Source organism: Phycicoccus sp. Soil803 (assembly GCF_001429685.1).
Taxonomy (GTDB): domain Bacteria; phylum Actinomycetota; class Actinomycetes; order Actinomycetales; family Dermatophilaceae; genus Pedococcus.
On sequence record NZ_LMST01000001.1, the window covers coordinates 3,235,229 to 3,258,136 of the forward strand.

General features: G+C 71.3%; 20 protein-coding genes and 1 tRNA gene. 3 read left to right on the forward strand and 18 right to left on the reverse strand.

Annotated features, from left to right (window positions below; translation table 11 throughout):
- Nucleotides 1–18: 18 nt before the first annotated feature.
- Entirely contained in the window at nt 19–255 is a 237-nt protein-coding gene (locus ASG95_RS14960) for a hypothetical protein (RefSeq protein ID WP_056922420.1), read from the reverse strand.
- A 28-nt stretch (nt 256–283) separates the two neighbouring features.
- Nucleotides 284–1,108: a class I SAM-dependent methyltransferase gene (locus ASG95_RS14965; RefSeq protein ID WP_056922419.1), complete on the reverse strand. Its 825-nt coding sequence runs from the start codon at nt 1,106–1,108 to the stop codon at nt 284–286.
- A 232-nt stretch (nt 1,109–1,340) separates the two neighbouring features.
- Between ASG95_RS14965 and ASG95_RS14970 the strand changes: the two genes are divergently transcribed.
- Nucleotides 1,341–2,066 carry a helix-turn-helix domain-containing protein gene (locus ASG95_RS14970; protein WP_056922418.1) on the forward strand — a complete coding sequence of 242 codons (726 nt, stop codon included), beginning with the start codon at nt 1,341–1,343 and terminating at the stop codon, nt 2,064–2,066.
- Between the two features lies 1 nt (nt 2,067).
- Nucleotides 2,068–3,138 carry a bifunctional 2-polyprenyl-6-hydroxyphenol methylase/3-demethylubiquinol 3-O-methyltransferase UbiG gene (locus ASG95_RS14975; protein ID WP_057378938.1) on the forward strand — a complete coding sequence of 357 codons (1,071 nt, stop codon included), beginning with the start codon at nt 2,068–2,070 and terminating at the stop codon, nt 3,136–3,138.
- A gap of 88 nt (nt 3,139–3,226) precedes the next feature.
- Here the strand turns inward: ASG95_RS14975 and prmC are convergent, their stop codons facing one another.
- The 14 genes from prmC to ASG95_RS15045 form a co-directional block, all read right to left on the reverse strand.
- Nucleotides 3,227–4,084 (reverse strand): peptide chain release factor N(5)-glutamine methyltransferase, encoded by an 858-nt coding sequence (prmC, locus tag ASG95_RS14980; protein WP_057377959.1) that lies wholly within the window; start codon nt 4,082–4,084, stop codon nt 3,227–3,229.
- Nucleotides 4,081–5,166 carry a peptide chain release factor 1 gene (gene prfA / locus ASG95_RS14985; protein ID WP_056922416.1) on the reverse strand — a complete coding sequence of 362 codons (1,086 nt, stop codon included), beginning with the start codon at nt 5,164–5,166 and terminating at the stop codon, nt 4,081–4,083. Before prfA ends, prmC begins: the two co-directional genes overlap by 4 nt.
- Before the next feature lie 131 nt (nt 5,167–5,297).
- Nucleotides 5,298–5,522 carry a 50S ribosomal protein L31 gene (gene rpmE / locus ASG95_RS14990; protein WP_056922415.1) on the reverse strand — a complete coding sequence of 75 codons (225 nt, stop codon included), beginning with the start codon at nt 5,520–5,522 and terminating at the stop codon, nt 5,298–5,300.
- A gap of 110 nt (nt 5,523–5,632) precedes the next feature.
- The gene (locus ASG95_RS14995) at nt 5,633–7,702 is read right to left on the reverse strand and encodes an ATP-binding protein (protein ID WP_057377960.1); all 2,070 of its coding nucleotides are present in this window, start codon (nt 7,700–7,702) and stop codon (nt 5,633–5,635) included.
- Nucleotides 7,699–9,147 carry a glycosyltransferase family 2 protein gene (locus ASG95_RS15000; RefSeq protein ID WP_082592658.1) on the reverse strand — a complete coding sequence of 483 codons (1,449 nt, stop codon included), beginning with the start codon at nt 9,145–9,147 and terminating at the stop codon, nt 7,699–7,701. Before ASG95_RS15000 ends, ASG95_RS14995 begins: the two co-directional genes overlap by 4 nt.
- Nucleotides 9,144–10,196, reverse strand: coding sequence for a HEAT repeat domain-containing protein (locus tag ASG95_RS15005; RefSeq protein ID WP_056922413.1), 1,053 nt, complete (start codon nt 10,194–10,196; stop codon nt 9,144–9,146). Before ASG95_RS15005 ends, ASG95_RS15000 begins: the two co-directional genes overlap by 4 nt.
- Nucleotides 10,193–10,594, reverse strand: a complete 402-nt coding sequence (locus tag ASG95_RS15010) for a response regulator transcription factor (protein ID WP_056922412.1) — start codon at nt 10,592–10,594, stop codon at nt 10,193–10,195. Before ASG95_RS15010 ends, ASG95_RS15005 begins: the two co-directional genes overlap by 4 nt.
- 192 nt (nt 10,595–10,786) lie before the next feature.
- A complete protein-coding gene (rho, locus tag ASG95_RS15015; protein ID WP_057377961.1) occupies nt 10,787–12,871 on the reverse strand; it encodes a transcription termination factor Rho in 2,085 nt (694 codons plus the stop codon).
- A 235-nt stretch (nt 12,872–13,106) separates the two neighbouring features.
- Nucleotides 13,107–14,054, reverse strand: a complete 948-nt coding sequence (locus tag ASG95_RS15020; RefSeq protein ID WP_057377962.1) for a homoserine kinase — start codon at nt 14,052–14,054, stop codon at nt 13,107–13,109.
- Nucleotides 14,054–15,139, reverse strand: a complete 1,086-nt coding sequence (thrC, locus tag ASG95_RS15025) for a threonine synthase (protein ID WP_057377963.1) — start codon at nt 15,137–15,139, stop codon at nt 14,054–14,056. Before thrC ends, ASG95_RS15020 begins: the two co-directional genes overlap by 1 nt.
- Nucleotides 15,139–16,506 carry a homoserine dehydrogenase gene (locus tag ASG95_RS15030; RefSeq protein ID WP_235543911.1) on the reverse strand — a complete coding sequence of 456 codons (1,368 nt, stop codon included), beginning with the start codon at nt 16,504–16,506 and terminating at the stop codon, nt 15,139–15,141. The genes thrC and ASG95_RS15030 overlap by 1 nt, the downstream gene beginning before the upstream one ends.
- Nucleotides 16,507–16,617: 111 nt before the next feature.
- Nucleotides 16,618–18,054 carry a diaminopimelate decarboxylase gene (gene lysA, locus ASG95_RS15035; RefSeq protein ID WP_057377964.1) on the reverse strand — a complete coding sequence of 479 codons (1,437 nt, stop codon included), beginning with the start codon at nt 18,052–18,054 and terminating at the stop codon, nt 16,618–16,620.
- 3 nt (nt 18,055–18,057) lie between these two features.
- Nucleotides 18,058–19,704, reverse strand: coding sequence for an arginine--tRNA ligase (argS, locus tag ASG95_RS15040; RefSeq protein WP_057377965.1), 1,647 nt, complete (start codon nt 19,702–19,704; stop codon nt 18,058–18,060).
- 10 nt (nt 19,705–19,714) lie between these two features.
- Nucleotides 19,715–20,119 carry a response regulator gene (locus ASG95_RS15045; protein ID WP_057378939.1) on the reverse strand — a complete coding sequence of 135 codons (405 nt, stop codon included), beginning with the start codon at nt 20,117–20,119 and terminating at the stop codon, nt 19,715–19,717.
- Nucleotides 20,120–20,179: 60 nt separating this feature from the next.
- Between ASG95_RS15045 and ASG95_RS15050 the strand changes: the two genes are divergently transcribed.
- Nucleotides 20,180–20,251, forward strand: a tRNA-Arg gene (locus ASG95_RS15050).
- Between the two features lie 170 nt (nt 20,252–20,421).
- On the opposite strand, the gene ASG95_RS15055 is transcribed toward ASG95_RS15050, so the two are convergent.
- Nucleotides 20,422–21,456, reverse strand: coding sequence for a hemolysin family protein (locus tag ASG95_RS15055; RefSeq protein ID WP_056922405.1), 1,035 nt, complete (start codon nt 21,454–21,456; stop codon nt 20,422–20,424).
- Nucleotides 21,453–22,868 carry a hemolysin family protein gene (locus ASG95_RS15060; protein WP_057377966.1) on the reverse strand — a complete coding sequence of 472 codons (1,416 nt, stop codon included), beginning with the start codon at nt 22,866–22,868 and terminating at the stop codon, nt 21,453–21,455. Before ASG95_RS15060 ends, ASG95_RS15055 begins: the two co-directional genes overlap by 4 nt.
- Nucleotides 22,869–22,908 lie beyond the last annotated feature (40 nt).

Sequence of the window (22,908 nt, forward strand, 5' to 3'; positions counted from 1 at the left end):
GGTGAGGAGGACTGCAGGTCAGGCTGCTGTGGCGCTGTCGTCCTGCGCGCGGAAGTTCCGCACGCAGATCCCGACCGTGAGGCAGCAGTTCGCCACCGCGACCCACTGCTCGCCCGACACCAGGGTCGGGGCCCACAGTCCGGCTGAGGCGATGCAGAGCAGCCAGCCGCTGCGCCTCCTGGCCGCCACCCAGGTGCCCAGCAGGCCCAGCACGATCGCGACGCCGCCCAGGACCTGGAAGGTGACCATCGTCATGTCTTCTCTCCTTTCGTCTACCGGCGCCTCAGCGCAGCGAGATGACCGTTTCGAGGTAGGTCGACGGGATGCTGACGCTGCCGCCGTCCTGGTTGCGGTCGTAGCGGCCGGCCAGCTCCGCGAGGTCGGCTGCCAGCGCTGCCTGCCCCGTCTCGTCGAGGGCCTCGAAGGCCTTGAGGGTGGGGCCGTACCAGCGTCGGAAGAACGTCACGAACTCCTCGGCCGTCGTGAAGCGGAAGACGCACTCGCGCTCCCGCGACTCGATCGTGTCGACCGCCGTGCCGAAGAGCTCGACGAGGTGCTCCTCGGTCCCCCACAGGAGGGGCGAGGCGACTCCGGCCGGTGCAGGGACGTGCGAGGTGATCACCCGGAACATCTGCCCGATGAAGCCTCCCGGCGTCCAAGAGGCGAGCGCGACCGTGCCACCCGGCTTGGTCACGCGCACCACCTCGTCGGCGGTGCGCTGGTGGTCGGGCGCGAACATCGTCCCGAACACGCTGAGGACCGCGTCGACCGAGTGGTCCTGGATCGGCAGCGCCTCGGCGTCGCCGTCCCGGAATTCGACATCGAGCCCCTCGGCCAAGGCCCGGCCCCGCCCGTCCTCCAGCAGCGCCGGCACGTAGTCGACGCCGATGGCGTGGGCTCCGGACCGCGCTGCGGCCAACGTCGCGTTGCCGTTGCCGCAGGCCACGTCGAGCACGCTCCAGCCGGCGCGCAGGTCCGCGGTCTCGGCCAGCTGCTCGCTCACCAGGACGATGCGGGAGGCGACCACGGAGAAGTCGCCGCTGGACCAGGTCTTCTGCTGCTTCGCCTTGACTGCCGCCAGATCGACCAGGGTGGTGGTTGTAGACATGGTGGTGTTGCTCCTTCGTCGTGCGACGGCACCGTGCCGTCGTCTGCATCGAGGATGCGTGGACCGCAAGGGCCGCAACGAGTGGCGATCTCGTACCGCCCGGAGGGCCTTTCGCTGCCCATCCGGGCGCCGCAGAACAGGGCAAACCCGACTCGACGACGGGATCCCACGCACGGTGACGGGTACAAAGTTCGTACTACCCTCGCGCGCACCGTCGGTGCACCATGGGTCCATGAGTGAACGGGGCGGGGACTACTGCCCGATCTCGATGGCGGTCGACGTGCTCGGCGACCGGTGGACGCCCCTGGTCATCCGGGAGCTGATGGTCGGCGCCAGTGGCTTCAACGAGATCCACCGCGGCATCCCCCGAGTCAGCCGCACGCTGCTCGCCCAGCGCCTGCGCCTGCTCGAGCGGATGGGTCTGGTCGAGCGCACCGTCGGGCCGCGCGGACGCCCGGGCGGGTACCACCTGACCGAGGCGGGCCACGGCCTGACACCGGTCGTCTGGGCGATGGGGCACTGGGCGGCGGAGTGGGTCTTCGGCGACCCCAGCGAGGCCGACTGCGACGGGCTGTCGCTGATCTGGCGGCTCCACCAGCACGCCATCCCCAGCAAGCTGCCCGTCGAGCGGACGATCGTGCACATCGTCCTCACCGGCCACGGTGCGGCTGAGGGTTGGCTCGAGCTGAGCCGGTCGGGTGCGACCGTCTGCAAGGACGACCAGGGTCACGACGTCGACCTCGCGATCGAGGCCGACACGGCGCAGATGCACCGCTGGCTGTTGGGCCGCACCTCCTTCGCCGAGCTGGTCCGCCGGGGTGACGCTCGGGTGCTGGGACCGAGTCGGCTGGGCCGCGCCTTCGCCTCGTGGTTCGACATGAGCTACTTCATCGAGGACTTCCGCCGTGCCGACCACCGGCGCCAGCGTGCGCTGTCCGTCGCGGCAACAGCCGGCTGAGATGGCTGCCCCCACCACGGACGAGCTGGCCGAACGGATCTTCGGCGCCCTCCTGGGCACGGTCGACATCCTGTCGGTCTTCCTGGGCGACCGCCTCGGGTGGTACCGCAGCCTGGCCTCCGACGGGCCGGCGACCCCACTCGAGCTCGCCGACCGCACCGCCACCCATGCGCGCTACGCCCGCGAGTGGCTGGAGCAGCAGGCGGTCACCGGCTTCCTCGCCCTCGACCACCCTGACGACGACCCCGACGCGAGGGTCTACTCGATCCCGTCGGCCACCGCCGAGGTGATGACCGACGAGACCAGCCTCAGCTACCTCGCCCCCTTCGCCCGGATGTTCGCCGCCGTCGGTCCGCAGCTGCCCGACCTGCTCGGGGCCTACCGCACCGGCGGTGGGGTGAGCTGGGACCAGCTCGGCACCGAGGCACGTGAGTCCCAGGCCGATGGCAACCGGCCGTGGTACCAGCACCGGCTGGCCGAAGCCCTCGCCGGCGTCCCGCAGGTGCACGAGGCGCTGTCCGCGCCGGGAGCAGTGATCGCCGACGTCGGGTGCGGGGCGGGCTGGTCGAGCATCGCCCTCGCGAAGGCCTACCCCGACGCCACGGTCGAGGGCTTCGACATCGACGCACCCTCGGTCGCGATGGCCACGGCAAACGCCGCGGCGCAGGGCGTCGACGACCGGGTGCGCTTCACCGGGGGCGATGCGGCAGGTATGCCGTCCGGCCGGTTCGCGGCCGCGTTCGCCTTCGAGTGCGTGCACGACATGCCCGACCCCGTCGGGGTGCTCAGGGCGGCCCGCGCCTCACTGGCACCGGGAGCGTTCATGGTCGTCATGGACGAGGCCGTCGCGGAGGACTTCGCTCCGCACGGCGACGAGCTCGAGCGGGTCATGTACGGCTTCAGCCTGCTGGTCTGCCTGCCCGACGGGATGTCGGCTCCAGGCAGCGTGGGGACCGGCACCGTGATGCGCCCGGCGACCCTGCGTCGCTACGCGCAGGAGGCCGGCTTCACCGGGTTCGAGGTGCTCCCGATCGAGGAGTTCGGCTTCTGGCGGTTCTATCTGCTGAGCTGACCCGGCCCGGACGCCGAGCCCGGGTCTTTGACGGGTTGACCCCGCCCTGGCGTGGTCGACCCGTCAAAGACCCGGGGAGGGGGCGGGCTCAGGCGCGCCGGGCGGTGGTGGCGCGCGGTCGTCCGGTCAGGTCGTCGTGGTCGAGGATCTCGGTCCACTCGCCGGTGCGGCCGAGTCCGTGCGGCATGCTGGCCCCCTGGCTGTCGGCGTGCTCCATCACGAGCAGGCCGCCGGGACGCAACAGCTGGGCGGCCCGTCGCGCGACGGCGAGCGGGATGGCGAGCCCATCCGGACTTCCGCCGAAGAGCGCGAGCTCCGGGTCGTGGTCGCGCACCTCGGGGTCGAGCGGCACCATCCCCGCCGGGATGTACGGCGGGTTCGACACGACGATGTCGACCTCACCCTCCAGCTCCGGGAAGGCCTCGGTGGCGTCGCCGAGCCGCAGCTCCACGGGGAGCCCCGAGTCGGTGACGTTGCGGACGGCCCAGGCGTGCGCCTCACGTCCCAGCTCCACGGCATACACCGTCGCGCTCGGCACCTCGTCGGCGACCGCGAGGGCGATGGCACCCGAGCCGGTGCACAGGTCGACCACGACCGGCGCCTCGAGGCCCAGCGCAGCCTCGATCGCCAGCCCGGCCACGAACTCGGTCTCGGGCCGCGGCACGAAGACCCCCGGCCCGACGCTCAGCTCCAGCCTGCGGAACCCGGCGCGACCGGTGAGGTGCTGCAAGGGAATCCGCGCCGCACGCTCCGCGACGAGGTCCGCGTAGCGATCGAGGAAGGCAACGTCGGCCTCGTCGAGCATCACCATGCGGCGCCGGACGTCGGCGACGTCGCTACCGAGGGCGAACGCCGCGAGGGCGAGGGCGTCCGCCTCGGGGGACGGCACCCCGCTCCCAGCGAGCGCCCCGGTGGCCCGCACGACCTCCGAACGGAGGGTCGTCACTGACCGGTGCCCTCGGCGACTGCCGCCATCTGCGCGGCCTCGTCGGCGTCGACCGCGGACTGCACGACCGCCTCGAGGTCGCCGTCGAGCACGGTGTCGAGGTTGTAGGACTTGTAGCCGGTGCGGTGGTCGGAGATGCGGTTCTCCGGGAAGTTGTAGGTGCGGATCCGCTCACTGCGGTCGACCGTGCGGACCTGCGACCGACGGGCGGCACTGGCCTCGGCGTCGGCGGCCTCCTTGGCCAGGGCGTGCAGCCGGGCCCGGAGCACGCGCATCGCCGACTCCTTGTTCTGGAGCTGGCTCTTCTCGTTCTGGCACGAGACCACCACTCCGGTGGGCAGGTGGGTGATCCGCACCGCCGAGTCGGTGGTGTTGACCGACTGGCCACCGGGGCCGGACGAGCGGTAGACGTCGATCTTGAGGTCGTTGGGGTCGATGGTGATCTCGACCTCCTCGGCCTCCGGCATCACCAGCACGCCTGCCGCCGAGGTGTGGATGCGCCCCTGGCTCTCGGTCACGGGGACGCGTTGCACCCGGTGGACGCCGCCCTCGTACTTGAGCCGTGCCCATGGGGCGTCGCCCGGCTGGGGGGTGCCCTTGGCCTTCACGGCCACCTGGACGTCCTTGTAGCCACCGAGGTCGGACTCGGTCGCGTCGATGACCTCGGTCTTCCAGCCCCGTCGCTCGGCGTAGCGCAGGTACATCCGCAGCAGGTCACCGGCGAACAGCGCCGACTCCTCGCCACCCTCCCCCGCCTTGACCTCGAGGATCACGTCGCGGTCGTCGTCGGGGTCGCGTGGGATGAGCAGGCGCCGGAGCACGTCCTCGGTCTCGGCCAGCCGGGCCTCCAGACCGGGCACCTCCGCGGCGAAGCCCGCGTCTTCGGTGGCGAGCTCGCGGGCGGCCGCCAGGTCGTCCGTCGCCGCGTGCCACGCGTGGTATGCCGCGACGGTGGGTGCCAGCGCGGCATACCGCTTGTTCAGCTTGCGGACGAGGTCCTGGTCGCCGAACACCTCGGGGTCGGCCAGCTGCTTCTCGAGGTCGGCGTGCTCCTGGACGAGGGCTGCGGCGGACTCCAACATGAGGGCTCCCTGAGGTGGTGCGGGGGTGGCGCGGGGGTGGCGCGGGGGTGGCGCGGGGGTGGTGCCCTGGGGCGGGGAAAGCAGTGCGCCGGCCCCGACCCCAGGGGGTCAGGACCGGCGCATCGGGAAAGCTACTTGCTCTCGGCAGCGGCCTTCTTGCCGTAGCGGGCCTCGAACCGGGCCACGCGGCCACCGGTGTCGAGGATCTTCTGCTTGCCGGTGTAGAACGGGTGGCACTGCGAGCACACCTCGGCGCGGATGACGCCGGAGGTCGCGGTGCTGCGAGTCGTGAACGTGGACCCACAGGTGCAGCTCACCGTGGTCTCGACGTACTCGGGGTGGATGTCCTTCTGCAAAGCGTGCTCCTTGAGTCAATGTGGCCGGGTCGGCTGGGCGGGCTGCCCTGGAGGTGTCCATGCCGTGAACCGGTCAGCAGTCAAGTGTGCCAGAGAGCGGCGCACATCTCCTAAACGGCGTGGACCGCCGTGCCATTCCCCGCCGGGAGCACCACCGTCATCACCGTTCCCTGGTCCTCGACCGAGTCGACCTGGAGCTCTCCGCCGTGGCCCTCGACGATCGCTCGCACGATCGCCAGGCCCAGCCCGGTGCCGGGGATCGCGGCGGCCGTGGCGTTGGAGGCACGGAAGAACCGGTCGAACAGGTCGGGCAGGTCCTTCTCGGGGATCCCGATACCGGTGTCGGTCACCGTGATCACCACCCGGCCGTCGACCTGCTTGGCGGCGATCGTCGCCCGGCCGCCCGCGGGGGTGAACTTCACGGCGTTGGAACCGAGGTTGATCAGGCTGCGTTCGAGCTGGCCGCGGTCGACCCGGATGGTCAGCTCCGGGTCGACGGCGTCGACCACGAGGGACACCCCCGCGGCGTCGGCCACGGGGCGGAGCAGGTCGGCGACGCCGGCGACGAGGGAGACGACCTCGACCTCTTCGGTCGACGACTGGAGGCCGGTGACCTCGATCTTGTTGAGGACCAGGAGGTCCTCGATGAGGCCACGCAACCGGTGGGCGTTGCGACCGATGATGTCGAGTGCGCCGCGCTGACTGCTCGTGAGGTCTCCGTAGTCGCCGTCCTGGAGCAGCTCGAGGTAGCCGTTGATGGAGGTCAGCGGGGTGCGCAGCTCGTGCGACACGGTCGCCATGAAGTCGGTCTTCTGCCGGTCCAGCGCGGTCAGCTGGTCGACCTGGGCCTCGCGCATCTCGCGGAGCCGCAGGTCGACGATCGACTGGGCGACGTAGCCGGCGCACTGCTGCACGGCCTGGATCTCGTAGCGACGCCACCGACGCGGGCCGTCGACGGTCATCAGCGACAACACGCCGAGCCCTTGCTCGCCGATGCCCACGGGCACCATGAGGAGCGACGTGGCGCCGGTCGCGCGGTAGAAGCGCTGGGCCCGGTCCTGGGCCTGCACCTCCGGGGCGAGGAAGTCCGAGACCACGAAGAAGGTCGCCTGACGCCGCAGCTCGTCGCCCACGTCCTTGACCTCACCGGCCAGCGAGGGTGGGAGGACCGGCAGGTCGGGAAGGTCGTGACGATGCCACTGGGTCCGCTGGTCGATCACCCCCGACTCGTCGTGGGTGTAGAGGATGATCCGGTCGACCGACAGACCCTCCCCGAGCATCGTGCACACCGTGTGCAGGGCGGTGTCGATGTCGGGCGCCCCGTGCACCACCCGGGCGACGTCCAGGGCGAGCTGGTGCGCCAGCAGGACGACCGACTGCTGCTCCTGGAGCACTTGGTTGGAGCGGGTCAGGCCGTTGAAGTCGGCCGCCAGCGCCCGGATCTCCGCGGCCCCCGTCCCGGTGTCTGCCTGGGCGTCGCGGTCACCGTCACGCTGACGCTCGACGACCGAACGGAGCCGCTCCAGCGGACCACTGACCGAGCGCGCCAGCAGCCGCCACCCCCTGAGCACGATGACCATCGCCAGCAGCACCGTGGCGGCCGCGGTGCCAACGAGCAGCTGGACGGAGCGCCGCGCCCTGTCGCGGGCCGCGTCACGCTCGAGCCGGAGCACGTCGTACAGGCCGCGGTTGCTGTCGCGGAAGGCACGGAACCGGTCCATCGCGTCTGTCTCGAGGACCTCGCGCTGCGGCTGGCTGCGCCGCATGCCGTCGTCCGCGGCCTCTGCCGACCTGAACCAGGCGGCGATGGCCGTTCGCTGGGTGTCCAGCAGGGCGGCATACCGGGTGCGGTCCTCGGCCGGGAGCGAGCTCGAGGTCAGGGCACGCTCCATGGTGGCGAGCTCCACGGAAACCCGGTTCTGCGTGCCGCGGTAGCTGGTCAGTGGGGCGGAGCCGCCCAGGAGCTGGCTCCACGTCACATAGGCCCCGGTCATGTCGATGAGGACGGCGTTGTTGGCGTCGAGGGCCGGGCTGTATGAGGTCGTCAGCACGTGGATGTCCCTACTCTGGCCGGTGAGGTTCCACAGCGATGCCGCGGCCACGACAGGGATCAACACCACCAGCGCCAGACCGAGGACCTTGAGCTGGCCGGAGACCGATCGGCTCGCGAGCTTGGTCACCCGCCAGCCTCGTCGAAGCCGGTCCGGGTCATGACACCCCACACCTGCTTCTTGCGCCGCAGGCTGGCCCACCAGCCCTCCAGCCGCCACCACACGGTGAGCTGCCGGTAGCCGAAGTTCTCCAGGACCGAGGCCGCGAGGCTCAGGCCCAGGTCACGCCAGCGCTCGTGCCGGTGAAAAGCCCACTCCTCGGCAGCCATGGCCGACAGCGTCACGAGGACGGCCAGGCCGTAGGCCAGCACGAGGAAGAGGATGCCGTAGGGGACGTTCACGACCCCGAGGGCGAGGGCCAGCGGGACGATGATGATGCCGAACATCTCCAGCAGGGGCGCGAACAGCTCGAAGATCCAGAAGTACGGCAGCGCGACGAACCCGACCCGCCCGTAGCGCCGCCGGAAGAGCATGCCGCGGTAGGCCCACAAGGTCTCCCACAGGCCCCGGTGCCAGCGCCGGCGCTGGCTGCGCAGGACCGAGGTGGTCGAGGGGACCTCGGTCCACAGCACCGGCTCGGGCACGAATGCCACGCGGTAGTCACGGTCCTCGTCGCGCAGTCTGCGGTGGATCCGCAGGACCAGCTCGAAGTCCTCGCCGATGCTGTCGGGGTCGAGCCCACCCACCTCGACGATGACGTCGCGACGGAAGATGCCGAAGGCCCCGCTGATCAGGATCAGGGCGCCGAACCGGGCCCACCCGGTGCGCCCGAGCAGGAACGCCCGCAGGTACTCGACGACCTGGATCCTGGCCAGCCACGACGTGGGCATCTGGACCTTGACGATGCGGCCCGACACCACCCGGCTCCCGTTGACGGGGCGGATCGCGCCACCTGCCGCGACCATCCGGTTCGGGTCGTCGACGAACGGCTGGGTGACGCGCAGGAGCGCGTCGGGCTCGAGGATGGAGTCGGCGTCCACCATCGTGACCAAGGGCTCGGTCGCGGCGTTGACCCCGACGTTGATGGCCTCTGAACGCCCCGAGTTCTCCTTGCGCACGACGATCAGCCGGGTGCGGCCGTCGCGAGGCACGTGCACGTCGATGACCCGGGCTCGGGTGGGCACGTCCTGCGGGATCTCGCGCGGGATGGGGACGAGGTCGAAGGCGTCCCGCAGCCGCTCGAAGGTCGCGTCGGTGCTGCCGTCGTCGACCGCCACGACCTCGTGCCGCGGGTAGCGCAGGGAGAGCAGCGCCTGCACGGCCGTGACGATCCCGGCCTCCTCGTTGTAGGCGGGCACGACGAGCGACACCCCGGGGGTCAGCGCACCGCCGAAGGTCTCGACGATCGCCTCTCGACGTCGGTGCTGCGCCCGGAAGTCGACGAAGGCCAGCACGATCAGCGCCAGGTAGGACAGGTTGATGACCGTGAAGTAGATGAGGATCGGCGTCGACGTGATGTGCATGAGCCACGCCACGGTCGACCGCAGCCCGTCGACGAGGCCGTCCCAGCTCACGACAGGCTCCCCTGCAGCCGGGCCACGGCCCGCGCGCTCTCGATCGAGGCGTTCGTGGGCGCGCCGTCCACCGCCGCGCGGCCGATCGGCCCCAGCCTGAGCAGCGAGGTGGCGGCGATCTCGGCGATCCGCGGGTCAGGGTCGGCCAGCAGGGCACGCAGCCCGTCGACGGCCGACGGGTCGCCGAGGTCACCCAGTGCCGCCGCACAGGCGCGCCGCAGCTCGATGGGCTGATGGGTCTGCGTGCCCTCCAGGAGCACGGCGACGTCGGCGGTGCGCCCCATCCGTCCGAGGGCGACGGCCGCCGTGGCCCGGACGACCGGGTCCTCGTCGGTCCTCAGCGAGAGCCGCAGCAGGTCGATGGACCGCGTGAAGGTCCCCTCACCGCTGAGGTATGCCGCGACGGTGCGGGTCGTGGGGCTGGTCGCCAGGAGTCCGTCGCGCAGCGCGTCGGCGATGCCGACTCCCAGCTGCTCCAAGGCGTCGCCGGCCGGGCCGGCGGGGACGGCGCGGTCCGCGCCGACCGCGGCGAGGAGCGGGGGTGCGGCGCTGGGCTCCCTGAGGAGGCCGAGGGCCCGGGTCGCCGCGACGCGCACCTCCGCGGCGGGGTCACGCAGGGCGTCGACGACCAGGGGCAGGGCCGCACCCACGTGGCAGAGCCCGAGGAGGTGGGCCGCGCGGGCCCGGCGGACGGTGCTCCGGTGCTTGAGGTCGTGGGGCGCCCGGTCGACGGCGCCGTGGGCCAGGAGAACCGCCGCGAGCTCCTCGGCGGGGACGCCGCGCACCTTGGCGAGCAGGTCGACCAGCGCGTCGTCCAACGCCTCACGCGCCGGTCCTTCCACGGCGATCAGCGCGTCACGGTGGGTGCCGTCCTCGTCCTCGCCGGAGCCGACGGCGAGCAGGTCGGCTCGGTGGGGGGCGACCAGGGCCGAGGTCCGCCGGTCACGCAGCGTGCGCGTCACCTTCGTGGCGACGATCAGCAGCACGAGGACCAGGCACGCCAGCAGGACCAGGGCGGTGGAGCCCCAGAGAATGCCGCGGGCGCTCACCTGACGCGGGCCAGGATCCCGTTGACGCGGTGCAGGAGCTCACGGGGGCTGAAGGGCTTGATCACGTAGTCGTCGGCTCCCACCGCGAAACCGGTGTCCACGTCGCTGTCGCGCGACTTGGCGCTCAGCATCAGGACCGGCACCGTGGCCGCGCCGCTCTCGCGGATCTTGCGCAGGACGTCGATCCCGGAGAGCCCGGGCATCATCACGTCGAGGATGACCAGCGCCGGTGGCTCCGTCTGGAACGCCTCCCAGGCGCTCAGGCCGTCACCCACCGCCTCCACGGCATACCCGGCCTGGGTGAGCTTGAACTCCACCAGGTCGCGAATGTCCGGGTCGTCGTCGGCGACGAGCACTCGGATTCCCTCAGCCGCGGTCACTGCCAGTCCTCTCGTCATGCAAATGGATGAGCCTGGACCAAATGTACGGGCTCGGGACCCGTTCTTCGCGCTCATCGGGCACTCCGACGGCACTGCTCAGCAAACCCACGGACCTCCCGCTGCCAGTCGTCCCACAGGGCGGACGACACGACGGGGGCCCGGCACCTGTTCGGCGCCGGGCCCCCGCTCGGATCGGATCAGGGTCGGACGTCAGTCCTTGTCCTCGTCGTCGATGCGGATCGAGGAGTTCTGCTGGACCTGCATGAGGAACTCGATGTTGCTCTTGGTCTTCTTGATCCGGTCGATCAGCAGCTCGATGCCCTGCTGCTGGTCGAGGGCGGCCAGCACCCGGCGGAGCTTCCACATGATCTTGAGCTCGTCGCCGGACAGGAGGATCTCCTCCTTGCGGGTGCCCGAGTTGTTGATGTCGACCGCGGGGAAGATCCGGCGGTTGGCCAGGCCACGGTCGAGCTTGAGCTCCATGTTGCCGGTGCCCTTGAACTCCTCGAAGATCACCTCGTCCATCCGCGAGCCGGTCTCGACGAGGGCGGTCGCGAGGATCGTGAGCGAGCCGCCGTTCTCGATGTTGCGCGCCGCGCCGAAGAACTTCTTGGGCGGGTAGAGCGCCGCGGAGTCGACGCCACCGGACAGGATCCGGCCGCTCGCCGGGGCCGAGAGGTTGTACGCGCGCCCCAGCTTGGTGATCGAGTCGAGCAGCACCACGACGTCGTGCCCCATCTCGACGAGCCGCTTGGCCCGCTCGATGGCCAGCTCGGCCACCGTGGTGTGGTCCTCGGCAGGGCGGTCGAAGGTCGACGAGATGACCTCACCCTTGACCGCCCGCTGCATGTCGGTGACCTCTTCGGGCCGCTCGTCCACCAGGACGACCATGAGGTGGCACTCGGGGTTGTTCGTCGTGATCGCGTTGGCGATGGCCTGCATGACCATGGTCTTGCCGGCCTTGGCGGGCGCGACGATGAGGCCGCGCTGGCCCTTGCCGATCGGGGCGACCAGGTCGATGACCCGGGTGGTCAGGATGCTGGGGTCGGTCTCGAGCCGCAGCCGCTGCTGCGGGTAGAGCGGCGTGAGCTTGCCGAACTCGACCCGCTTACGCGCGTCGTCGGGCGACATGCCGTTCACGGTGTCGAGGCGGACCAGCGCGTTGAACTTCTGCCGCTGGTTCTGCTGGGCGTCCTCGCGCTGGGCCTTGACGGCGCCGGTGACTGCGTCGCCCTTGCGCATGCCGTTCTTCTTCACCATGCCCAGGGGGACGTAGACGTCACCCGGACCCGGGAGGTAGCCGGAGGTGCGGACGAAGGCGTAGTTGTCGAGCACGTCGAGGATGCCGGCCACCGGCACGAGGACGTCGTCCTCCTCGACCATGGGCTCGTTCTCGTAGTCGCTGCCGTAGTCGCCGCGCTGGCCCCGCTTGTCGCGGTTGCGGTTGCGGTTGCGGTTGCGGCGGCGTCCGCCACGACCCTCACCGTCGTCGTCGTAGCCCTGACCGCCCTGGCCACCCTGCTGGTTCTGGCCGCCCTGCTGGCCCTGGGCGCTGTGGTTGCCCTGGCCCTGGGTGCGGCCGCCACGCTCGTCCCGGTCGTCGCGGTCGTCCCGGTCGTGCTGCGGACGGTCGTCGCGGTTCTGGCGGTCGCCCTGCTGGCGGTCCTGCCGGTCCTGCCGGTCCGGCTGGCGCTCGTCGCGGTTCTGGCGCTCGCGGCGGTCGCCCTGCTGGCGGTCCTGCTGGCGGTCGTCCCGGTCCGACGCGGCCTGGTCCTGCTGGTCGCGCAGCGAACGCTCGCCCTGCTGCCGGTCCTGCCGGTCCTGCCGGTCCTGGCGGTCCTGCTGGCGGTCGGCCCGGGTGCGGTTCTGGCGGTCACCCTGCAGACGGTCGCCGCGGTCCTGCCGCGCGTCGTCCGCGCCGGCCTCGCGAGCCTCCGCCGCCCGGCCCTCGGCCTGGTCGACCTGCTCGCGGACCGCACGGTCAGCCCGCTCGGCACGCTGGGCGCGGTCCTGGCGGTCGCCACGGGACTGCTGCGGCTCGGTGGCGGCGGGTGCCTCGGCCTGCGCCGGGCGCTCCTGCTGCGGTGCGCTGCGGCGGGCGGGCGCCCCTGCTCCGGACTGGCGGTCCTTGATGGCGGTGACGAGGTCACCCTTGCGCATCTTGGCGGTGCCGGTGATGCCCATGCTCGCGGCCAAGCCCTGGAGCTCGGCCACCTTCATGGTGCCCAGCGCGCCGGAGCGACGCGGCTTCTCGTCCTGCGTACCCGCAGTGTCGAGAGTGGTGGTGTCTGTCACGAAGGATCCTTCCCCCTCGTTCGCGGCCGGTGTTCAGATCCCGGACCGGTGCTTGGGTCAGAGGTGCTGACCAATGGAGCCACATGCAGCACAGCGAGGCGTGGCAGCGCCGAGGCCGCCGACATGTGGTGGGTGCAGATCGCTGCTGGATGCGCAAGAGGAGGCATCGGCTGCGAGTGCGCTCACAATGTAACACCGTTGGGTGCTGGGTCAGTCCACTGTGGCCAGATCGCCGTCACGTGTCCTCGCCGCGCACCAGGTCGCTGAGCTGCGCCCCGGTCGCCGGGATGCCCGGGTCCAGCACCGTCCAGTCGTTGCTCGTCAGGGACCTGATGGCGGCTGACGCGTCACCGCGGGTGAGCACCAGCACCGACGGCCCGGCCCCGGAGATCACGGCCGCGTGGCCGGCGCCGCGCAGCCTGTCGACGAGGTCCATCGACGCGCTGAAGGAGTCGCGTCGGGCCTCCTGGTGGAGCCACTCGCGGGTCGCGTCCAGCAGGTGTTCCGGGTGGCTGGTCAGCGCCTGCACGAGCAGGGCGGCGCGGGCCGAGTTCAGCGCGGCATCACCGTGCCGGATCTGGGTCGGCAGCACCGACCGGGCCTTGGCCGTCGAGAGCTGGGTCGCCGGCACCAGGACCAGCGCGTGCAGGTCGGGGTGTGGACGGAGCCGCAGGGTGCGCGTCCCGTCGTCCGGCGAGTCGGACCAGGAGAGGGTGAGCCCGCCATAGACGGAGGCCGACGAGTTGTCGGGGTGCCCCTCGAGGCGGGCCGCGAGGTCGTTGGCGAAGGTGAGGTCGGGACCGTCGGTGACCCCGCGGCATACCTGGTGAAGTCCTTGTGCCGCAACGATTCCGGTCACGATCGCGGTCGCCGACGAGCCGAGGCCGCGGCCGTGCGGCACCTCGTTGACGCAGCTCAGGTGCAGGCCGCGCGGCGGCGCGACGCCGAGCTCGTCCCAAGCTCGGAGCATGGTGCGCACGACGAGGTGGGTGGCGTCCCGCGGGACGTCTGCGGCCCCCTCCCCCTCGACGTCGACCGTGATGCCCGGCTCCTCGGTGACCGTGGCGACGCAGGTGTCCCAGAGCCCGAGGGCGAGGCCGACCGAGTCGAAGCCCGGCCCGAGGTTCGCGCTGCTGGCCGGCACCCGCGCCGTGACGGAGCTGCCGACGACGAGCTCGGCCATCAGTCCTGCAGACCCAGCGCCTGCGCCGCCGTGAACGCGTCGACCTGGACCCGCGTCGGGGTGACGTCGGAGCCGTCGGCGTTGCGCAGCGCCCACTGCGGGTCCTTCAGGCCGTGTCCGGTGACGGTGCACACGATCGTGGCGCCGCGCGGGACCTGGCCCGCCTCTGCGGCCTGCAACAGACCCGCGACCGAGGCCGCGGAGCCGGGTTCGACGAAGATGCCCTCGCGGGCGCTGAGGATGCGGTGGGCGGTGAGGATCTGCTCGTCGGTGACGGACTCGATGCGGCCACCGGACTCGTCCCGGGCCGCCTCGGCCTGCTTCCACGAGGCGGGGTTGCCGATGCGGATGGCTGTGGCGATGGTGTCGGGGTCGTCAACCGGGTGGCCGAGGACGATCGGCGCCGCGCCGGCCGCCTGGAAGCCCCACATCTGGGGGAGCTTCGTCGCCGGACCGGGCTGCTCGCTGCCGCGGTGGTACTCGCGGTAGCCCTTCCAGTAGGCCGTGATGTTGCCGGCGTTGCCGACCGGGAGGCAGTGGATGTCAGGAGCGTCACCGAGCGCGTCGACGACCTCGAACGAGGCCGTCTTCTGCCCCTCGATGCGGGCCGGGTTGACCGAGTTGACCAGCTCGACCGGGTAGGACTCGGCGAGCTTGCGCGCCAGGGTGAGGCAGTCGTCGAAGTTGCCGTCCACCTGCAGGAGGGTCGCGCCGTGCGCGATGGCCTGGCTGAGCTTGCCCATGGCGATCTTGCCGTCGGGGACGAGGACCGCGCAGGCCATGCCTGCCTTGGTGGCGTATGCCGCGGCGCTGGCACTGGTGTTGCCGGTCGACGCGCAGATCACCGCCTTGGCACCGTTCTTGGCCGCCATCGAGATCGCCGCTGTCATGCCGCGGTCCTTGAACGACGCCGTCGGGTTGAGCCCCTCGTACTTCACGAAGACGTCTGCCCCGGTCAGCTCCGACAGGTGCGCTGCCGGGATCAACGGGGTGCCACCCTCCTGGAGCGTCACCACCGGTGCACCCGCGAGCATCGGAAGGCGGTCGGCATACTCACGGATCACGCCGCGCCAGAGGGTGGCCATCAGGCGCCCTCCACCCGCATCACGGACACGACCTCGCGGACGGTGTCGAGCCGCACGAGGGCCTGGACGGTGGCGGACAGCGCGGCGTCGGGGGCGGTGTGGGTCACGACGATGAGGTTCGCACGGGTCTCGCCGACCTCGCCGTCCGGGCCCTCGGGCTCCGCGGCGATGATGTGCTGGCGCACCGTCTCGATCGACACCCCGTGCTCGGCGAACGACGTCGCGACCTGGGCCAGGACGCCCGGACGGTCGGCCACGTCGAGGCTGATGTGGTAGCGCGTCAGCGCCTGGCCCATCTCGAGGACGGGCAGGTCGGCGTAGGCGGACTCACCGTGCCCCCGACCACCGCCGACCCGGTGACGGGCCACCGCGACGACGTCTCCGAGGACCGCGCTGGCCGTGGGGTCGCCGCCCGCGCCCTTGCCGTAGAACATCAGCTGGCCCGCGGCGTCGGCCTCGACGAAGACGGCGTTGAACGCGTCACGCACGCCACCGAGCGGGTGCGAGCGCGGGATCATCGCCGGGTGCACGCGGACGCTGACCCCGGCCGTCGTCGTGCCGTCGGCACCGACCGTCTCGGTGCGCTCGCAGATGGCGAGCAGCTTGACGACACAGTCCATCTCGCGCGCGGCCTGTACGTCGGCGGCACTCACCTCGGTGATGCCCTCGCGGTAGACCTGGTCGCTCGACACCCGGGTGTGGAACGCCAGGGAGGCGAGGATCGCGGCCTTGGCAGCGGCGTCGAAGCCCTCGACGTCGGCGGTCGGGTCGGCCTCCGCGTAGCCGAGCGCCTGGGCCTGCTCGACCGCCTCGGCGAAGCCCTGGCCGGTCGTGTCCATCTTGTCGAGGACGTAGTTGGTGGTGCCGTTGACGATCCCGATGACCTTGCGCACCTCGTCGCCGGCGAGCGACTCGCGGATCGGGCGCAGGATGGGGATCGCCCCGGCCACGGCCGCCTCGTAGTAGAGGTCGACCCCGTGCTCGGCGGCCTCGGCGTAGAGCGCCGGACCGGCCTCGGCGAGCAGCGCCTTGTTGGCCGACACCACGGAGGCGCCGCTCTTCATCGCGAGCTCGATCAGGCTGCGGGCCGGCTCGATGCCACCGATGACCTCGATGACGATGTCGGCCCGGGTGATGATCGACTCGGCATCGGTGGTGAACAGGGCGGGGTCGACCGGCAGGTCGGAGCGGTCCTTGCCGGGCCGGCGCACCGCGATGCCGATCAGCTCGAGGGGCCTGCCCACCCGTGCGGCGAGGTCGTCGGCGTGCTCGGTGAGCATCCGGGCCACGGACGAGCCGACGACCCCGCACCCGAGCAGGGCCACCCTCAGGGGCTCTCCCGCCGTCACCTGCTGGCTCTCACTCACACCTGCTCCTCGCGCCCTCGTGGGGCTGTCTCACGGTCCGGACCATCGTGACGGGTGACCACTTCGTGGACGCCATTGTTCCGCCATCCGGACCTTAGCCCGGTCATCGCGTCAGCCGACGTCGAGGGCCAGCAGGTCGTCCACCGTCTCGCGGCGCACCAGCACCCTCGCCCGCCCGTCCCGGACCGCGATGACCGGCGGCCGCGGAGTGTGGTTGTACTGGCTGGCCATGCTCCGGCAGTAGGCACCGGTGCCCGGCACGGCGACGAGGTCGCCGGCCGAGATGTCGTCCGGCAGGTACTCGTCCATGACGATGATGTCGCCGCTCTCGCAGTGCTTGCCGACCACGCGGGCCAGCCGCGGCGCCGCGTCGGAGTGCCGGCTGGCCAGCGTGCAGGAGTAGTCGGCGTCGTAGAGCGCGGTGCGGATGTTGTCGCTCATGCCGCCGTCCACCGAGACGTAGGTGCGCTTGGCTCCCCCGCCGAGGTCGACGTCCTTGACCGTGCCCACCTCGTAGAGGGTGAACGTGCTCGGTCCGACGATGGCGCGGCCGGGCTCGATCGAGATCCGGGGGGTCGGGGTGTCCTGACCACCGTCGCCGACGGCCTTCAGCTCGCGCTCGACCAGGTCGGCCATCTGCTCGCCGAGCTCGCCAGGGTGCAGGGGCGTGTGCTCCGAGGTGTACGCGATGCCGTAGCCGCCCCCGAGGTCGAGCTCGGGCATGTGGATCCCGTGCACCCGGGCCACCTCCGCGTGCAGCCCGATCAGCCGTCGCGCGGACACCTCGAACCCCGACGTGTCGAAGATCTGGCTGCCGATGTGGGAGTGCAGCCCGAGCAGGTCGAGCCGGGCACTCCGCTCGACGATGCGCGCGACCGCCTCCGCGGCCTGGCCGCCGGCCAGGGAGAACCCGAACTTCTGGTCCTCGTGCGCGGTCGCGATGAACTCGTGGGTGTGTGCCTCCACGCCCACCGTGACGCGGACCATGACCGGGGCGCGCACCCCGAGCTCGTCGGCGACCGCGGCCACCCGGTCGATCTCCTCGAAGGAGTCGACGACGATCCGCCCCACGCCATAAGCCAGGGCCTGACGGATCTCGGCGAGGGACTTGTTGTTGCCGTGCAGGCCGATCCGCGCCGCGGGGAACCCAGCGCGCTGCGCCACGGCGAGCTCACCGCCGGAGCAGACGTCGAGGCACAGCCCCTCCTCGGCCACCCAGCGGGCCACCTCGGTGCAGAGGAAGGCCTTCCCGGCGTAGAACACGTCGACCCCACCGAGGGCCGCGAAGGGGGCGCCGAACTCGTCCCGGAACGCCCGCGCCCGGGCGCGGAAGTCAGCCTCGTCCACCACGTATGCCGCGGTGCCGAACTCGCGGGCGATGCTCACCACGTCGAGCCCACCGACGGTCAGGCGACCCTCGTCGTCACGGTCGACCGTCTGCGGCCACAGCTGCGGCAGCAGCTCCATGACGTCGGTGGGCCAGGGCAGCCAGTGGGGTGGTCCGCCGTACCCCTCAGCGTGGAGGGCTCCCGCCTCGTGCGCGCGCATGGGCTACATCCTGTCGGGTGCGGAGACTCCCAGGAGGTCCAGTCCGTTGGCCAAGACCTGGCGGGTGGCGTCGTTGAGCCACAGCCTGGTCCGGTGCAGGTCGGTGATCTCCTCGTCGGCGGTCATCGGGCGCACGCGACAGGTGTCGTACCACTTGTGGAAGTGACCGGCGAGGTCCTCGAGGTAGCGGGCCACCCGGTGCGGCTCGCGCAGGTGGGCCGCCTGGGCGACGACGCGGGGGAAGTCGCCGAGGATGGCCAGCAGCGACGCCTCGGTCGGGTCGGTCAACAGCGACGGGTCGAAGCCGTCGCCGCGGTCGACACCGTCCTCCCCCGCCAGCCGGGCCACGTTGGAGGTGCGGGCGTGGGCGTACTGCACGTAGAAGACCGGGTTGTCGTTGGTCTGCTTGCGCAGCTCCTCGCCGTCGAGGGACAGCGGGCTGTCGGCCGGGTAGCGCGACAGGGAGTAGCGGATCGCGTCGGTGCCGATCCAGTTGATCAGGTCGCGAAGCTCGATGATGTTGCCGGCCCGCTTGGACAGCTTGGCGCCGCCGAGGTTGACCAGCTGGCCGATCTGGACCTCGATGTTGTGCTCGGGGTCGTCGCCCGCGCACGCCGCGATCGCCTTGAGCCGGTTGATGTAGCCGTGGTGGTCGGCACCGAGGAGGTAGATCTTCTCGTCGAAGCCGCGGTCCTTCTTCGACAGGTAGTAGGCGGCATCGGCGGCGAAGTAGGTGGGCTCCCCGTTGGCCCTGATGAGGACGCGGTCCTTGTCGTCGGTGAAGTCGGTCGTGCGCAACCAGATCGCGCCACCCTCGTCGAAGACGTGCCCCTGCTCCCGAAGCCGTTCGACGGCCTGCTCGACCGCGCCGGAGTCGTGCAGGGCAGCCTCGGAGAACCACACGTCGAAGTGCACGCCGAAGTCGGCGAGGGTGTCCTTGATGTCCTGCAGCTGCGCGTCGTAGGCCACCGAGCGCGCCGCGGCCAGGGCCTCGTCGGCCGGGAGCTCGAGCAGGTCGGGACGGGCGGCGAGCGCCTGGGCAGCGAGGTCGTCGATGTACGCGCCGGGGTACCCGCCCTCGGGGGTGGGCTCCCCCTTCGCGCTCGCGAGGACCGAGGCGGCGAACTTGTCCATCTGGGCGCCGGCGTCGTTGATGTAGTACTCGGTCGTGACCGTCGCACCCGACGTCTTGAGCAGGCGGCTCATGGCGTCGCCCAGCGCGGCCCACCGGGTGTGGCCGAGGTGGAGCGGCCCGGTCGGGTTGGCCGAGATGAACTCGACGTTGATGACGTGCTCGGCCTCGGAGTCGTTGCGACCGTAGGCGGCCCCGGCCTCGACGATGCTGCGGGCCAGCTCCCCGGCCGACGCCGCGTCGAGGGTGATGTTGAGGAAGCCCGGTCCGGCGATGTCGACGGCCTTGACACCCGGGACCCGGCCGAGGCGCTCGGCGAGCCGCGTCGCGACGTCACGCGGCGGCATACCGGCTCCCTTGGCCAGCTGGAGCGCGACGTTCGTGGACCAGTCCCCGTGGTCCCGGTTCCTCGGTCGCTCCACGCGGATCTCCGCGGGCACGTCCACGGCGAATTCGTCGGCGGCGACGGCTTCGGTGAGGGCGGTGCGGATGGCTTCGGAGAGCTCTTCGGGAGTCACCCGGTCAAGTCTAGGGCGCCGGTGAGTGCTGCCGTCCGTCGGCCATGAAGCCCGAGACGAGCTCGATCAGGTGGTCGGGATCGAACGGCTTGGACACGAAGGCGTCGAGTCCCGAACCCTGCGCCTGGACCCGGTCGTGCTGCTGCACCGACGCCGTCACCATGATGACCGGAATGTCCGCCAGCCTCGGGTCGGCCCGGATCTGGGAGATCGTCCACCAGCCGTCGCGCGGGCTCATCTGGGCGTCGATCGTGACGACCCCCGGGAGCGGGTCGAGCTGGTGCAGGGCGGCGATCAGCTCCTCGCCGTCCCGCGCCTCACGCACCTCGTAGCCCTCGAGCTCGAGGTTGACCCGGATGAGGCGCCTGATCTGCTCGGTGTCGTCGCAGACGTAGACGAGTCCCCCGCGTTCCATGGGGGCCACCCTAGGCTGCTAACCTCTGCGGGCGCCTCCTTCACGGAAGCGCACGTGTCGGCCCCCGTAGCTCAGGGGATAGAGCACCGCCCTCCGGAGGCGGGAGCGCAGGTTCGAATCCTGCCGGGGGCACCCACGGTCGAGATGGCCTGGCGTCAAGCGCCAGGCCATCTTTTCGTCTCCGACCTACCCCAGCTTTATCGGGTCTAGCAGGAACGTTGACCCTGACACCGGTTCTGAAGTCGTGCGAAGGTCAACCTTGTTGCCTGACCCGATAAAGTTGGGACAGGTATGCCGCGGGGTCAGCGTTGGGAGGCGTCGGTGACCTCGCCGACGAGCTCCTCGATGACGTCCTCGAGGAAGACGACGCCGATGTCGGCGCCCTCGGGGTCTACCACGCGGGCGAGGTGCGAGCCGGTGCGTTGCATGGTCCGCAGCACCTCCTCGACCTCGTCCGCGGCCTGCACCGTGGCCAGCTTGCGGACCCGCTTGACCGGGACCGCGATGTCACGCTCGGTGTCGTCGGCGTAGAGGACGTCCTTGAGGTGCAGGTAGCCGGTGAGCTCACCGGCTTTGTCGAGCATGGGGTAGCGCGAGAAGCCGCGCTTGGCCACGAGGCGCTCGACGTCGTCGGGGGTGGCCGTCAGCGGCAGGGTCACGAGGTCGGACAGGGCGACGGCGACATCGACGGCGTCCTTGTCGCTGAACTCCAACGCCGCCCCGACCAGCCCGTGCTGGCCCTCCTCGATCAGTCCCTCGTGGCGGCTCTCGGCGAGGATGTGCTCGACCTCCTCGACGGTGAAGGTCGAGGTGATCTCGTCCTTGGGCTCGACCCGGAACAGCCGCACCAGCGACTTCGCGAGCGACTCCATGACCGAGATGATCGGGCGCAGGGCCCGGGTGATGAACAGCAGCACGGGCACGAGGATCAGCGCGGACCGCTCGGGTCCCGCGAGGGCCAGGTTCTTCGGGATCATCTCGCCGACGACCACGTGCAGGTAGACCACCACGAGCAGGGCCAGCGCGAGCGCCAGGCCGTCGGTCACCCCCTCGGGCAGCCCGAGGTGGTGGACGACGGGTTCGAGCGCGTGGTGCAGGGCGGCCTCGGAGATGGCACCCAGCAGCACCGAGCAGACCGTGATGCCGAGCTGGGCGCAGGCGAGCAGCGAGCCCATCTGCTCGAGGGCGTCGAGGCAGACCTGCGCGCGGCGGGACCCGTTGGCGGCCAGGGGTTCCAGCGTCGACCGGCGCGCCGCCATGGCCGCGAACTCGGCCCCCACGAAGAACGCGTTGAGCAGCAGGAGCAGGACCGTGACCCAGACGGCACCGGCGCTCACTTCGCGCCCTCCGCGTCGCGGCCGCCGGCAGTCACCGAGCGACCGCTGTCACGACCTGGTGCGGCCTGGCCCCGCGGGGAACCCTCGACCGAGGTCCCCTCGTGCGAGTCGTCGCCCTCGTCGGTCGGGACGAACCGCAGCCGGTCGGCTCGCATGCCGTCCATGGCGAGGACCGTGATCGCCCAACCGGGGATGTTGACGGTGTCGCCCACGGTCGGGATCCGGCCGAGCTCGGCCATCACGAAGCCACCGGTGGTCTCGTAGGCGGGGCCGTCCGGCACGACGGCACCCAGCCGCTCCCGCACCTCGTCGGGACGCCAGAGGCCTGGCACCGTCCACGAACCGTCGGTGAACTCACGCCCGGTCGTGCGGAAGACGTCGTGCTCGTCGGACACCTCGCCGACGATCTCCTCGACGACGTCCTCGAGGGTCACGATGCCGGCGGTGCCGCCGTACTCGTCGACGACGATGGCCAGCTGGAGACCGTGCTCGCGCAGCATCAGCAGCAGCGGGTCGAGCCGGATCGTCTCCGGCACCAGCAGCGGCGGCACCATGAGCGCCGACACCGGCACGTCGTCGCGGCGCTCGTGCGGGACCGCGATGGCCCGTTTCACGTGCACGACGCCGTCGATGTCGTCCCAGTCCTCGCCGGTCACCGGGAAGCGCGAGTGCCCGGTGCGCCGGGCCAGCCGGACGACGTCCTCGGCCGTGGCCGTGCGCTCGATGGACGACGCCCGGGCGCGGGGGCTCATGACGTCGGCCGCGGTCTGCTCACCGAAGCCCAGGGACTTGGTGACCAGCCGGGCGGTGCCCTCGTCGAGCGTGCCCGCCTCGGCGGAGCGGCGGACCAGCGAGGCCAGCTCCTGCGGGGTCCGGGCGCCGGACAGCTCCTCCCGTGGGGTGATGCCGAGCGCCCGCAGGAAGAGGTTGGCCGAACCGTTGAGCACGAAGATCAGCGGCCTCGCGACCAGCGCGAAGCCCCGCACCGGCATGGCCACGACCTTGGCCGTGGCGAGCGGTGCCGAGATGCCGAGGAACTGCGGCAGCAGCTCGCCGAACACCATCGAGAACACCGTGGCGATGAGCAGGGCGACGGCGGCGGCGACCGAGTCCAGCGTGGAGCCCCTGAGGCCAACGGCCCTCAGGGGGGTCTCGAGCAGCACCCCGAGCGAAGGGGTGGCGAGGAACCCGAGGATCAGCGTGGTCAAGGTGATGCCGACCTGGGCCGCGGAGAGCTGTGTCGAGAGCCGGCGCAGCGACCCGAGCACCACCTCGGCGCGGGCGTCCCCCGCGTCCACGGCCTTCTGCACGGTCGGCCGGTCGAGCGCGACCAGCGAGAACTCGGTGGCCACGAAGACGGCCGTACCGATCGTCAGCCCCACGCCGGTCAGGACCAGCAACCATTCGGTCATAGTCCGGTCATCCTAGGGCCGCAACCCGGTTGACCCTGAC